At 71.9% G+C, this 14,175-nt stretch carries 10 protein-coding genes; 7 read left to right on the top strand and 3 right to left on the bottom strand.

All coding sequences use genetic code 11. The features are described 5' to 3' along the window. Positions 1–400 precede the first annotated feature (400 nt). The 6 genes from ACFWWR_RS36530 to ACFWWR_RS36555 all read left to right on the top strand — a co-directional run bounded on the left by ACFWWR_RS36530 (position 401) and on the right by ACFWWR_RS36555 (position 6,933). Positions 401–2,482, top strand: a complete 2,082-nt coding sequence (locus tag ACFWWR_RS36530; protein ID WP_384307881.1) for an SWIM zinc finger family protein — start codon at positions 401–403, stop codon at positions 2,480–2,482. Positions 2,483–2,611: 129 nt separating this feature from the next. Beyond that, complete coding sequence (gene pcaC / locus ACFWWR_RS36535; protein WP_383861862.1) at positions 2,612–3,913, top strand: 4-carboxymuconolactone decarboxylase; 1,302 nt, start codon at positions 2,612–2,614, stop codon at positions 3,911–3,913. A gap of 34 nt (positions 3,914–3,947) precedes the next feature. Beyond that, positions 3,948–4,583, top strand: a complete 636-nt coding sequence (locus ACFWWR_RS36540) for an MBL fold metallo-hydrolase (protein WP_383861865.1) — start codon at positions 3,948–3,950, stop codon at positions 4,581–4,583. Positions 4,584–4,640: 57 nt separating this feature from the next. Continuing rightward, a complete protein-coding gene (locus tag ACFWWR_RS36545; protein WP_383861868.1) occupies positions 4,641–5,420 on the top strand; it encodes an exodeoxyribonuclease III in 780 nt (259 codons plus the stop codon). A 235-nt stretch (positions 5,421–5,655) separates the two neighbouring features. Then, positions 5,656–6,063 (top strand): DUF6278 family protein, encoded by a 408-nt coding sequence (locus ACFWWR_RS36550; protein ID WP_383861871.1) that lies wholly within the window; start codon positions 5,656–5,658, stop codon positions 6,061–6,063. A 126-nt stretch (positions 6,064–6,189) separates the two neighbouring features. Further along, complete coding sequence (locus ACFWWR_RS36555; protein WP_384307884.1) at positions 6,190–6,933, top strand: amino acid ABC transporter ATP-binding protein; 744 nt, start codon at positions 6,190–6,192, stop codon at positions 6,931–6,933. A gap of 257 nt (positions 6,934–7,190) precedes the next feature. Here ACFWWR_RS36555 and ACFWWR_RS36560 read toward each other — a convergent pair whose 3' ends face one another. Further along, entirely contained in the window at positions 7,191–8,756 is a 1,566-nt protein-coding gene (locus ACFWWR_RS36560; RefSeq protein WP_383861877.1) for an alpha/beta fold hydrolase, read from the bottom strand. Positions 8,757–8,879: 123 nt separating this feature from the next. Beyond that, complete coding sequence (locus ACFWWR_RS36565; RefSeq protein WP_383861880.1) at positions 8,880–9,638, bottom strand: hypothetical protein; 759 nt, start codon at positions 9,636–9,638, stop codon at positions 8,880–8,882. A gap of 119 nt (positions 9,639–9,757) precedes the next feature. Here ACFWWR_RS36565 and ggt point away from each other — a divergent pair, with 119 nt between their 5' ends. Further along, positions 9,758–11,554 (top strand): gamma-glutamyltransferase, encoded by a 1,797-nt coding sequence (gene ggt, locus ACFWWR_RS36570; RefSeq protein WP_383861883.1) that lies wholly within the window; start codon positions 9,758–9,760, stop codon positions 11,552–11,554. A 3-nt stretch (positions 11,555–11,557) separates the two neighbouring features. Here ggt and ACFWWR_RS36575 read toward each other — a convergent pair whose 3' ends face one another. After that, entirely contained in the window at positions 11,558–14,101 is a 2,544-nt protein-coding gene (locus tag ACFWWR_RS36575; protein WP_383861885.1) for an ATP-dependent Clp protease ATP-binding subunit, read from the bottom strand. Between the last annotated feature and the right edge of the window lie 74 nt (positions 14,102–14,175).

A 14,175-nucleotide genomic window follows, 5' to 3' on the forward strand; every position in this document is an offset into this window, starting at 1 on the left:
TGCCGGGGATGCTGGGCGGCGAAGGGCGCCCGCGGAGGCCGGGGATGCCGGGGATGCTGGGCGGCGAAGGGCGCCCGCGGAGGCCGGGGATGCCGGGGATGCTGGGCGGCGAAGGGCGCCCGCGGAGGCCGGGGATGCCGAGGATGTCGAGTGGCGAAGGGCGCCCGCGGAGGCCGGGGATGCCGAGTCGTCAGAGGGAGACACGGCACCCGGCGAGGCGGGCGCACGCGCAGAGGCTGGAGAGCACGAAGTCACGGAACCTGTGGACACCCGAGCACTCGGGACGGAGGCGGTGCCTGCCGCGGAGCCGGCCTCCGGGAAGGAGTCGGCTGCCGGGAAGGAGTCGGCTTCTGGGGGAGAGCCGGCTTCTGGGGCGGCGCCGGTGCCCGAGATGGGGACGATGCCGGAGCCGGAGCCGGAGCCGGAGCCCGAGCCCGAGCCGGTGCCCGAGAAGGCTCCGGTGGCTCACGCCCGGCCTGGTGACGTGGCCCGCGAGGCGCTGCGGAGGGCGATCGCCGCCAGGCGCGGTGGGACCGCGGACACCGTTGGCGCGGGCGACGCCGACGACAAGACGGCGCCGGAGACGGCCTCCAGCAGCGGGTCCGAGAGCGACGCGGGTGTGCCGGACCAAGCCGCGTCCGCCGGTGCCGCCGGCGGTACGTCAGGCAGCTCGACGCGGGAGGCAGCAGCAGGCGGCGGGGGCACGGCCGGTGCCGGGGCCCGCTCCGCCGCGACGGAACATCAGCCCGCCTCGCCGGCCCAGGCCGGTGGCGAGGCGGACCGTCGGGGCGTGCGGCCCGCGGACGTCGCGCGAGAGGCGCTGCGTGCGGCCCGCGACACGGCACGGCGGGCGCGGGCGGACGCCGTGACCCAGGAGACCGGGACCGCACGTCGAGCGGGCCGTACCAACCCGCCCGCCGCCTCTCCGGCTCGTGGCACCGCGTCCGGCCGGGCCGCCGACCGCCGGGCCCGTGACGTACGGGAGTTCCTCGCCGACGCCTTCCGGATGCCAGATGAGGAGCAGGGAGACAGCGACGTTCCGGAAGAGGGGATCGACAGCGCAGGACCGCCCCCGCCCGCCACCGCACCGGGCGAACCCGACACCGCCATCGACACCAACGTCAACATCGACACCCACGTCAACCTCGACAACCCTGGTGGCACCAGCACGGCGAGCCCCACCCAGACCCCGCCTGCACCACCCCGCCGGCCCTCTTCCATGGCCGCCCCCGGCCGCGACGGCGACCTGCGTCGCACCTTCCCCGCCTTCTCGCCCCGGCCGTCGGACGGCACCGGCTTCGCCGAGACCTGGTGGGGCAACGCGTGGGTCGCCGCCCTGGAAGAGGGCGCGTTGGACGCCAAGCGGCTGGCGCGGGGGCGGGCGTACGCCGAGCAGGGGAACGTGGACGCCATCACGGTGACCCCCGGACTGGTGCTCGCCTATGTGCAGGGAAGCCGCCCGCGCCCGTACCGCGTGCAGGTGCGGCTGCGTACGCTCGACGACGCCGACTGGGACCGGTTCCTCGACAGCGCCGCCGAGCGGCCGGGACACATCGCCGCACTGCTGGACAGGGAGATGCCCCAGGCGCTCGCGGAGGGCGGCGTCCCGCTGCTCCCCGGTCCCGGTGACCTGGAACCGCAGTGCAGCTGCCCCGACCGCGGCCACCCCTGCAAGCACGCCGCCGCCCTGTGCTACCAGACCGCCCGCCTGCTCGACGCCGACCCCTTCGTCCTGCTTCTGCTGCGCGGCCGTGGCGAACGCGACCTCCTCGACGCCCTGTCCCGGCTGAGCGCCACCCGCGCGGCCCGAGCCGCGCAGGACCAGGGCCCGGCCCAGCTGCCCGGCATACGGGCGAGCGAGGTCCTCGCACCCCGCTCGCTCCCGCCCCTGCCGGCGCCCCTGTCCCCGCCCCCGCATCCCGAGCAGCCCCCGGTGTACCCCGGGGCCCCGGGCGGCCCGGACCCCTTCGCACTGGACCAGTTGGCGACCGACGCGGCGGCCCGCGCCCACGCGCTGCTCGTCACCGGCCGCGACCCGGTCGGCGAACTGACTCTGTGGCAGGACGCGGTGCGGCTCGCCGCGGCCCGCCCCGGTTCCGGCCTCACGGCCGGCACCCGCGCCCTGTACGCCGCACTCGCCTCCGCCGCCGGCCGTGCCCCGTCCGAACTGGCCCGCGCCGTCGCCGCCTGGCGTCAGGGCGGACCGGCGGGTCTCGCCGTCCTCGAAGAGCCCTGGGACCCGCCGGCCGGCCGTTTCGACCGTGCCCGCCCCCTGCTCCTCGCCGCCGACCTTCCCGCCTTCCGCCCCTGGCACAACCACCTCACCCACCCCAGAGGCCATGTCCAGCTCCGCCTCGGCCGTGACGGCCTGTGGTACGCCTACGAGTCCGAGCCGGGCCACGACGACTGGTGGCCCCGTGGCACCCCCGACCTGGACCCGGTCGGCGCCCTCACGGGCCTGGGCTCAGGCGGCGAGTTCTGAGCCGTCGCTGTTGTGGATCTTCCTTCCCGTGGAGGCGGTGTGAGAGTTCCCCGCTGATGTTCGGGAGGCAGGTGTGAGGACTGGGGGCCCAGCGGTCGGCACGCTGGAAAAGGCGGTTAGCGTGGAGCGGTGAGTGAGACGAAGAGCCCCGCCCTCCAGTACCGGTTCGACGGCCCGGAAGACGCCCCGGTGCTCATCCTCGGCCCCTCGCTCGGTACCACGTGGCACATGTGGGACCGGCAGGTTCCCGAGCTGGCCAAGCAGTGGCGTGTCTTCCGGTTCGACCTGCCGGGACACGGTGGCGCCCCCGCCTACCCGGCCGGCTCGGTCGCCGACCTGAGCACCCGGCTGCTGGCCACCCTCGACGGGCTGGGCGTGCAGCGCTTCGGCTACGCGGGCTGCGCCCTCGGCGGCGCGGTCGGTATCGAGCTGGCCCTGCGCCACCCCGAGCGGGTCGCCTCGCTCGCCCTGATCGCCGCCTCGCCCCGCTTCGGCACGGCCGACGAGTTCCGGCAGCGCGGGGTGATCGTCCGGACGAACGGGCTCGACCCGATCGCCCGCAGCTCCCCGGACCGCTGGTTCACCAGCGGGTTCGCCGCCGCGCAGCCCGCGATCACCGAGTGGGCCGTGCAGATGGTGCGCACCACCGACCCCGGCTGCTACATCGCGGCCTGCGAGGCGCTGGCCTCGTTCGACGTACGGCCCGAACTCGGCCGGGTCGGTGTGCCGACCCTGGTCCTGGTCGGCTCGGACGACCAGGTCACCGGCCCCGCCGAGGCCCGCACCCTGGTCGCCGGCATCCCGGACGCCCGGCTCGCCGTCGTCCCCGGCGCCTCCCACCTGGTGCCGGTCGAACAGCCCGCCGCCGTCACCGACCTCCTGGTGAGACATTTCTCCACCGCCTGGCAGCCCGCCTTCGACTCCACCACCGGCCAGATGGCGGCCATCGTGGCGTCACCGGTCAAGCCGGTGCTGTCGGCCGCGCCGCCGCAGCCCGCGCCCCGCGCCGAGATCGCCGCGGCCGCCGCGGAACCCCAGATCATGGGGCGCCCGGACCCCTACGACGCCGGCCTCAAGGTCCGCCGCGAGGTGCTGGGCGACGCGCACGTCGACCGGGTCCTCGCGCAGGCCGACGAGTTCTCCGGGGACTTCCAGGAGTTCATCACCCGCTACGCCTGGGGCGAGATCTGGGACCGGCCCGGCCTCGACCGGCGCTCCCGCAGCTGCGTCACGCTCACCGCCCTGGTCGCCGGCGGCCACCTGGAGGAACTCGCTTTCCACACCCGCGCCGCCCTGCGCAACGGCCTCACCCCGGCCGAGATCAGGGAGGTGCTGCTGCAGGCGGCCGTGTACTGCGGCGTACCGGCGGCCAACAGCGCGTTCAAGGTGGCCCAGCAGGTCATCCGCGAGGAGACCACCCCGACGGAGTGAGCCCCGCGCGGCGGCCGGAGGCAGGATGGAACCCATGAAGCTCACGAAGATGTCGCACGCCTGCGTCCGCCTCGAGAAGGACGGACGAACGCTCGTCCTCGACCCCGGGGGATTCAGCGAGCTGGACGCCGCGGCCGGCGCGGACGCCGTCCTGATCACGCACGAGCACCCCGACCACTTCAACGAGGAGCGGCTGCGGGGCGTCATGGACGCCGACCCGGCCACCGAGATCTGGACCCTGAGGTCGGTCGCGGAGAAGATCTCCGCCGCCTTCCCGGGCCGCGTCCACACCGTCGGCCACGGCGACACCTTCACCGCCGCCGGCTTCGACGTCCAGGTCCACGGCGAACTGCACGCCGTGATCCATCCGGACATCCCGCGCATCACCAACGTGGGCTTCCTCGTGGACGACGGCAGGGTCTTCCACCCCGGCGACGCCCTCACCGTCCCCGAGCACGCCGTCGAGACGCTGATGCTTCCCGTCATGGCCCCCTGGAGCAAGATCTCCGAGGTCATCGACTACGTCCGCGAGGTCGGGCCGCAACGCGCGTACGACATCCACGACGCCCTCCTCACCGACCTCGCCCGTCCGATCTACGACAACCAGATCGGCGCGCTGGGCGGGTCGAAGCACCTGCGGCTGACGCCGGGGGAGTCGGCCGAGGTGTGACGGCCCCCGGCCCCCGGGCGGGCCGCGTTGTCAGAGCCGCCCGGTAAGTTGTCGGGCATGCGCATCGCGACCTGGAACGTGAACTCGATCACCGCCCGCCTGCCGAGGCTGTTGGCCTGGCTGGAGAGCAGCGGCACCGACGTGCTGTGCCTCCAGGAGGCCAAGGTCGCCGAGGAACAGTTCCCGCTCGACCAGCTGCGCGAGCTGGGCTACGAGGCGGCGGTACACGCCACCGGCCGGTGGAACGGCGTGGCGGTGCTCTCCCGCGTCGGTATCGAGGACGTGGTCAAGGGCCTGCCGGGCGACCCCGGCTTCGACGGCGCCCCCGAGCCCCGGGCCATCTCCGCGACCTGCGGCCCGGTCCGCGTCTGGTCGGTGTACGTGCCGAACGGCCGCGAGGTGGACCACCCGCACTACGCGTACAAGCTGCTGTGGTTCGAGGCCCTGAAGGCGGCCGTCGCGGGCGACGCGGGCGGCAGCCGCCCCTTCGCGGTCATGGGCGACTACAACGTGGCCCCGACGGACGAGGACGTGTTCGACGTCGCCGCCTTCGAGGGCGCCACCCACGTCACCCCCGCCGAGCGTGCCGCCCTGGCCTCCCTGCGCGAGGCGGGCCTGTCGGACGTGGTTCCGCGGCCCCTGAAGTACGAGCACCCGTTCACGTACTGGGACTACCGCCAGCTCTGCTTCCCCAAGAACCGCGGCATGCGCATCGACCTGGTGTACGGCAACGAGCCGTTCGCCAAGTCCGTCACCGACGCGTACGTGGACCGCGAGGAGCGCAAGGGCAAGGGCGCGTCGGACCACGCGCCGGTCGTGGTGGACCTGGACGTGTAGTCACCTCCCGCGAGCAGTCGCAGGTCCAGCGACCGCACAACCCCGGACCCATCGGCGCACGACGGACTCCTCCCGATCACGACCCGCTCACCACGAGACGGAAGACGCATCGCGAAGCCGGAGAGGCGCCGGTGGCGCGTCAACGAGCCATGCACGAACCCGGCGTGAAGTCGACCGGAATCGAGGGCCCGCGCGCCTGTGGTGCGCACGGCGGTGTGGATGACACGCTGGGCGTATGAAGATCCCTTTTCTGGGCAACCGGCGTGAGAAGCCCGATGCCCCCGACCCCGAGGGCATCGCCGAACTCCTCTCCGAATGCGAGCTGCTGCGTTCCCAGGCGTCCCGGGAGGGCGTCCAACTCGACGACACCGTCGCCTCGTTGGAGGCGCTGGACCAGCTGGTGCCGCGCTGGCGGGACGACGAGGAGGTGCTGCCGTGGCTCGGCAACGACGCCGGGCTCTACCTCGGCACGGTCATCGTGCGCACGGTTCCGGGCGCCGCGTGGGACCTGTGGCCCGGCGGCCAGCCCGTCATCCGGCTCGCCTCCGGCCGCGAGTTCGACGTCGTGGCCTCCGGGCACGAGTGGGCGAGCAGCGGGGTGCCCGAGCTCTCGCAGCTGTACGCCGAAGTCGCCGAAGCGTGAATGTCTGGCCCACAGGCCGCCGCAAATACGGCTAATGCCCGAAAAGTGCGTGTCGCCCCTTAAGTGCGATCTTGCCCGGATAGGTTGCGGCAACCACGACACAGCTGAGAGTGAGTAGGGCTGGGCATGGCCGTCGATCCGTTGATCGAACTGCGTGACGTCAACAAGTACTACGGGGAGCTGCATGTCCTGCAGGACATCAACCTCACCGTCGGCAAGGGGGAGGTGGTCGTCGTCATCGGGCCTTCGGGGTCCGGGAAGTCGACCCTGTGCAGGGCCATCAACCGGCTGGAGACCATCCGCTCCGGTTCCATCACGCTGGAGGGGCAGCCGCTGCCGGACGAGGGCAAGGCCCTCGCGCGACTCCGGGCCGACGTCGGCATGGTTTTCCAGTCCCTCAACCTCTTCGCCCACAAGACGGTCCTGCAGAACGTCTCGCTGGCCCAGATCAAGGTCCGCAAACGCAAGAAGGAGCAGGCCGACAAGCGCTCGCACGAACTTCTCGACCGCGTCGGCGTCGCCGACCAGGCGGACAAGTACCCGGCACAACTCTCCGGCGGGCAGCAGCAGCGCGTGGCCATCGCCCGCGCCCTCGCGATGGAGCCCAAGGCGCTCCTGTTCGACGAGCCGACCTCGGCCCTCGACCCGGAAATGATCAACGAAGTTCTCGAGGTCATGCAGCAACTGGCCCGTGACGGCATGACCATGGTCGTCGTCACCCACGAGATGGGCTTCGCCCGCTCGGCCGCCAACCGCGTCGTGTTCATGTCCGACGGTCGCATCGTCGAGGACCGCGCCCCCGAGGAGTTCTTCACCAACCCGGACAGCGAGCGGGCCAAGGACTTCCTCTCCAAGATCCTCAAGCACTGAGCGGGGGGTGCGAACCGTGTTCCGTACCACCCGTGTGCCCTTCGCCCCAGTCGTGGGAATCCCGACGAACACCGCCCCCGCGCTCCGCGACTTTCCCGGGCCGACGGCCCGTCGGCACGACCACGTGTACGGTGGCCTGTCCACCTACGTGACGGCCGAACCGATGACGCTGCTGCCGGGTGGGGGTCCCTTCACGGCCCGGAAACCGTAGGGGGTGGCAGCTCGAGAGCCCATACCCGCCCGGCAGCAGCCGGAGATCACTGCTCGCGCAGCGGAATCGACACGTACGACGGGTCGGTGGCCGGCGAGGAGAAGGTCAGCTGCGCGCCGGACGGGTTGTGCTCGACGTAGAGCGGGTCGACCGTGTCGACCACCAGGGCCAGCCGGTGCCCTGCCGGGACGTCGTAGGCCGTGGAGAACAGCTCCAGGTCGACGTCGAACGCCTTCCCGGGGGTCTGCCCGTGGAAGGTGTACGGGGCGTTGCTGACCAGCTTGCCGAGGCCGAGCGGCCCCACGTCGTACAGGTAGGCGACGAGGGTGCCGCTCTCCTTGGCCGGGGTGAGGGTGGTGTGCAACTTCGCGGTGCCGCGTACCTGTTGGGCCTTGGCGTACTTCTCCGACTGCCACACCGCGGCCCAGCGGCGGGGGAGCAGCGGGATCGAGGCGACCGGGGGCAGCTGGGCGACCTGGTCGAGGATGCTGGACAGGAAGACCACCCCGCCGTTGGCGCCCGAGTCGACGTTCGCGCGGATCGTGGTCGTGCCCGCGAGGGCGATCTTCTTCTGCGTCGCGCCCACCGACTTCCAGTCCGGGTAGCCCTCGTAACCGCCCGTGGAACGGGACTTGAGCTGGACGGGCTGCTCGCGGTCGATGCCGTTGTCCTCGCCCCTGAGGTAGTGCCCGAGCCAGCGCTCGGTGTCCGTCCACACGTCGTTGGGCAGCCCGAACAGGCCGGTGATCTCGGCGGTCGCGTGGTCGCCGGGACGGAACTCCAGCCTCTTGGGGCCGGTCAGCTTCTCGTAGAAGTCCGCGTACTGGTTGGGCGGGAAGACCGTGTCGCCCCACGCGTTGGCCATCATGACAGCGGCGCCGTTGCGGTTCAGCTGGTCGACATAGGTCGCAGCGGAACGTTTCTTCCCCCAGGCGACGAGCTCCGGTTCCTTGGCCAGGTTGGAGGCGTAGAAGTCGTCGAAGACCTGCCGGACTTCGGCGCTCTGGCGACCGGTGATCACGCTCGCGCCGTCCAGGAGCCCGGCGGCCTGGATGTGCTGGGTGCGGCCGGAGTAGATCGAGCCGATCAGGTCGGCCCAGCCGCTGAGGGCGGCGACCGCCTTGACCCTCTTGTCGTGCGCGGCGGCGAGCAGGCTGATGCCGGCGCCGTACGAGACGCCGGCCATGCCGACCTTCTGGGCGTCGGCCGGCGTGTTGGCGAGCGCCCAGTCGATCACCTTGGAGGCGTCGGCCGTGTCGGGCGGGCCCGCGACTTCTATCTCGCCGCCGGACTGCCAGAAGCCGCGCACGTTGTAACTGACCACGACATAGCCGGAGTTCGCGAGCTTCTGGGCCTGGGCGAGGTACTCGACCTGGGGCAGGCCCCAGCTCGTGGGCATGACGAGCAGCGGGTAGCGGCGTGTGCCGTCGGCGCCGGCGGGCGTGATGACGTTGGCCTTGAGGATCGTGCCGCCCTCGCCGGCGATGTCGACGAAGCGGATGGCTGTCGCCGCCTGGGCGGCCGGGGCGAGCCCGAGGGCGCTGCCGGCGATCAGCGTCGCCGAGACGGCACCCACGGTGGTCGTGCGCAGGGCCTTGCGAAGTTGTCCCACGGGTCACTCCTCAACGGTCACTCGTGTAAGTGCAAAGTGACCCGACGGTAACGTCGGCCTCTTACCGTAGGTAACCCGTCGGTAAGTTACGTGGGAGTAACGATTGGTGGAATGTGCTGAAACCTAGGAGGCCCGGTGGGAATTGCGCGGAGCGGCCGGCGTCGGGAGGGGTGCCTGTGCCTCGCGGGTGACCTCGGCGACCAGTTCGACGACGTCGGGGCCGTACGCCTGCGAGTTGACCACCTTCAGCAGCAGGACGAAGGCCGAGTTGCCGTACTTGCGCGTCAGCCGTTCGTGGTTGCGGGCGAGATAGCGCGTCGTGGCCTGGTTCGTGATCGCGGTCTGACCGCAGAAAAGGAAGACGGGCCGGGTGCCATGGCTCTCGTCGACGGTGAGCCGGGCCAGGAGCGTGTACTCGGTCCTGCCGACGTCGACGCGGTAGCGCTCGGATCCGATCTGGAAGGCCCCGCGGTCCGGAGTCGGTTCGGCGTCCACGTTCACCCGCACGCCGGGCAGCAGTGAGGACAGATGCGCGGCCATACGGCGGTTTGATGCCGGGCCGCCCACACAGAACTCGGTGCGCTCACCGAAACCCTGTCGGGCCGCGTCGTGCGGGACGACCTGGGCGTGGGCGTTGCAGTCCTTGATCAGTGCGGCCAGCTCGAGGAGCGCGAACACGTCGTAGCGCATCACCGCCAGGTCGGGCCCGGCGGCGCCGCGGTTGACCACCAGCAGCGACTCGGAGTTGTCGGGCAGCCCGAAGAAGGCCTGCTTGCGGCGGAGCTTCCGCTTCCACAGGTAGGTCCGGGCCAGCCAGCCGAGCGCGGCACTGATGCCGGCGGCCAGCACGCCCAGGACGATGTTGCGCACGTCGTCATTCATGGGCGCGCATGTTAGCGGGCGAACGCAAACCGGTGTTCGACACCGGCTCGTTGTGCCTTCCTGACGAGGCCATTGCGATCGAATAGGCTGCGCGAACGGTCTTCTGGCTGGAGGTTCGGATGCGTCGCCCTGTCGCACGGAAACTGTCGGTTCTCGCGGTCACGGCCGCCGTGGTGTCGGTGGGGGCGGCGCCACCGACCGATCCCGGCGCAGCCGTCGACAAGGTTCCCCTCGCCGTCGGCTACGGCGGCGCCGTGGCCAGCGTCGACGTGGACGCCTCCGCCGCCGGCATCGAGGTGCTGAAGAAGGGCGGCAACGCGGTGGACGCGGCCGTCGCCACGGCCGCCGCGCTCGGCGTCACCGAGCCCTACTCGTCCGGCATCGGCGGTGGCGGCTACTTCGTCTACTACGACGCCAAGTCCCGCACGGTGCACACGATCGACGGCCGTGAGACCGCACCGCTGACCGCCGACTCAGGCCTGTTCCTGGAGAACGGCAAGCCCCTCGCGTTCGCCGACGCCGTCAGCAGCGGGCTGAGCGTGGGCACGCCGGGTACGCCCGCCACCTGGCAGGCCGCGCTCGACAAGTGGGGCAGCAGACGACTCGGCAGCGTCCTGAAGCCCGCCGAGCGGATCGCCCGTGACGGCTTCGTCGTCGACGACACCTTCCGCTCGCAGACGGCCTCCAACGAGACCCGGTTCCGCTACTTCCCGGACACCGCCGAACTGTTCCTGCCAGGTGGCCGGCTCCCCGTCGTCGGCTCGACCTTCAAGAACCCCGATCTCGCCCGCACCTACGCCGAGTTGGGAAAGAAGGGCGTCGGCGCGATCTACCACGGCGACCTCGGCGATGACATCGTCGACACGGTGAACAAGCCGCCCGTGGACCCCGCGTCGGGCTGGAACGCCCGCCCGGGCGACCTCACCGAGAAGGACCTCGCGGCCTACCGCGCCAAGCCGCAGGCGCCCACGAAGGTCTCGTACCGCGGCCTCGGCGTCTACTCCATCGCGCCCTCCTCCTCCGGCGGCACGACGGTCGGCGAGGCCCTCAACATCCTGGAGAACACGGACCTTTCCAAGGCGAGCGACGTCCAGTACCTGCACCGCTACATCGAGGCGAGCCGGATCGCGTTCGCGGACCGGGGGCGCTGGGTCGGCGACCCGGCCTTCGAGGACGTACCGACGAAGCAACTGCTGTCGCAGAAGTACGCCGACTCGCGGGCGTGCCTCATCAAGGACGACGCGGTGCTCACCAGCCCGGTCGCACCCGGCGACCCGCGCGACCCGGCGGCCTGCGCCACCGGAGGGACGGCGGCGCCGACGACCTACGAGGGTGAGAACACCACGCATCTGACGGCGGCCGACAAGTGGGGCAACGTCGTCTCCTACACGCTCACCATCGAGCAGACCGGCGGCAGCGGCATCACGGTCCCCGGCCGCGGGTTCATCCTCAACAACGAGCTGACGGACTTCTCCTTCGCCCCGGCGAATCCGGCCGTCCACGACCCGAACCTGCCCGGTCCGGGCAAGCGGCCGCGGTCCTCGATCTCGCCGACCATCGTGCTGGACAAGCACGGCAAGCCGGTGGTGGCGCTGGGTTCGCCCGGCGGCGCGACCATCATCACCACCGTGCTGCAGACCCTCACCCAGTTCCTCGACCGAGGGCTGCCGCTGGTCGACGCGATCGCCGCGCCGCGCGCCAGCCAGCGCAACGCCGCCCAGACCGAGCTCGAACCGGGGCTCTACGGCAGTGAGTTGCAGACCCGGTTGGAGGCCATCGGGCACTCCTTCAAGCTGAATCCGGAGATCGGCGCGGCGACGGCCGTACAGCGGCTGCCGGGCGGGAAGTGGCTGGCCGCCGCCGAGAAGGTACGACGCGGCGGCGGCTCGGCGATGGTCGTGTACCCGGCGCCGTAGGGGTCACAGCTCAGGGGCGGGCGGCAGGTCCTCCGTACGGAACGCGAGCCGTCCGCCCTCGGCGTCCACCGTCACCCGGCCACCGGCCGCGACACGGCCGTCCAGCAGCAGCCGGGACAGCTGGTTGTCGACCTCGCGCTGGATGGTGCGGCGCAGCGGCCGGGCACCGTACTCCGGCTGGTAGCCGCGCTCGGCGAGCCAGCCGACGGCCGCGTCGGTGAAGTCGACCGCGACGCCCTGCGCCTCCAGCAGCCGGCGGGTCCGCTCCAGCAGCAGGTGGGTGATCTGCCGCAACTGCTCGGCCGTGAGCTGGCGGAAGACGACGATCTCGTCGATCCGGTTGAGGAACTCGGGCCGGAAGTGCTCCCGCAGCGGGCGCAGGATCTGCTCGCGCCGCGCCTCCTCGTCCGCGTCGGCGCCGCCCGCCCCGAACCCGATCCCGGCACCGCGCCGGGTGATGGCCTCGGAGCCGAGGTTGCTGGTCATGACGATGACGGTGTTGGTGAAGTCGACCGTGCGGCCCTGGGAGTCGGTCAGCCGCCCGTCGTCGAGGACCTGGAGGAGGATGTTGAAGACGTCCGGGTGCGCCTTCTCCACCTCGTCGAGCAGGAGCAGTGAGTACGGGTGCCGGCGCACGACCTCGGTGAGCTGGCCGGCCTCCTCGTGACCCACGTACCCGGGCGGCGCGCCGACCAGGCGGCTGACGGTGTGCCGCTCCTGGTACTCGCTCATGTCCAGGCGGACCATCCGCTCCTCGCTGCTGAACAGGGCCTCCGCGAGCGCCCGCGCCAGCTCGGTCTTGCCGACCCCGGTGGGGCCGAGGAAGAGGAAACTGCCGATCGGCCGGTCGGGGCTGGCGAGCCCGGCGCGGGAGCGCATCACCGCGTCGGCGACCACGCGGACCGCGTCCTCCTGGCCCACGACCCGCTCGTGCAGATGCTGTTCCAGGCCGAGCAGCCGGTCCTTCTCCTCCTCGGTGAGGCTGCTCACCGGGATGCCGGTCTGCCGCGACACCACCTGGGCGATGGCCTCGGCGGTGACCTCCAGGTGCTGCCCCTCGTCCGCCTCGCCGTCGCCGCCAGCCTCGGTGATCCGCTGCTTCAGCTCGCCGATCCGGTCACGCAGCTGCATGGCCTGCTCGTACTGCTCGTCCGCGACCGCCTGGTCCTTGTCGGCGATCAGCTGCTCGACCTCGCGCTCCAGGGCCCGTACGTCCGTGCCCTTCGTCCGGGCGTGCAGCCGCACCCGGGCACCGGCCTGGTCGATCAGGTCGATGGCCTTGTCCGGCAGGCGGCGGTCGGAGAGATAGCGGTCGGACAGTTCGACGGCCGCGACCAGCGCCTCGTCGGCGTAACGGACCTGGTGGTGGGCCTCGTAACGGTCGCGCAGCCCGCGCAGGATCTCGAGCGCGTCCGCGGGGGTGGGCTCCGGGATGAGGATCGGCTGGAAGCGGCGGGCCAGCGCCGCGTCCTTCTCGATCCGCCGGAACTCCTCCAGCGTGGTGGCGCCCACGATGTGCAGCTCGCCCCGGGCCAGGGCCGGCTTGAGGATGTTGCCGGCGTCCATGGATCCGCCCTCGCCGCCGCCTCCGGCGCCGACGACGGTGTGCACCTCGTCGATGAAGACGATCAGCCGGTCGGAGTTGGCTCGGATCTCGCCGACGATGTTGTTCAGCCGTTCCTCGAAGTCACCCCGGTAGCGGGTGCCCGCGACCACACCGGTCAGGTCCAGGGCGAACACCCGCCGGCCGACGAGCACGTCCGGCACGTCACCGTCCGCGATGCGCTGGGCGAGTCCCTCCACGACGGCGGTCTTGCCGACGCCCGCGTCCCCGATGAGCACCGGGTTGTTCTTGCCGCGCCGGGAGAGCACCTCGATGGTCTGCTCGATCTCCTCGTCCCGCCCGATCACCGGGTCGATACGGCCCTTGCGCGCCAGGTCGGTCAGATCGCGGCCGTACTTGTCCAGGGTGGGCGTGGACGCGGAGCGCGGCCGTTCGATGCTGGTCTGCCCGCCGTCCGGGGCCGACTCCGGCGGGAGGGCGGAGGGCGCGAAACGGGCCGAGTTCAGGATGTGCCCGGCCGCCGAGTCGGGGTTCGCCGCGAGGGCGCTGAGCACGTGCTCCGGGCCGATGTAACCGGTGCCGCGGGCCCGGGCCAGGTCGTGCGCGTCCAGCAGGGCGCGCTTGGCGGCCGGGGTGAGCGACAGCGAGGTCGGCGGCGGCACCTCGCCCGGCGGGTGCTGGACCGGGCCCGAGCGCTCGTCGATCTCCGTCGCGAGGGAGTCGGGATCCGCGCCGGCCCGGCTGAGCAGGCTCCTGGTCGGTTCGGCGGACAGCGCGGCCCGCAGCAGATGCTGGGTGTCCAGATCCCGGCTGCCGTGCTCGGCGGCGTACTGGGCGGCGCCCCGCACCAGTTCCCGGGCGGGCTGACTGAGCAGCCGCCCGATGTCGATCTGCCGGGGACCGGGGCGCGGTCCGCCGAAGAATCGGGCGAGGAATTCTCCGAAGGGGTCGTAGCCTTCTGAGCCGGTGAAGCCGCTGGTCATGGCGTTCCCATCCGGCGTCCCTGCGCGGGCCCGGGACGCCCTCGCTGATCGACGTGCCGGAGTCGGGTAACCCA

This window comes from Streptomyces sp. NPDC058678, from assembly GCF_042714835.1.
Classification (GTDB): domain Bacteria; phylum Actinomycetota; class Actinomycetes; order Streptomycetales; family Streptomycetaceae; genus Streptomyces.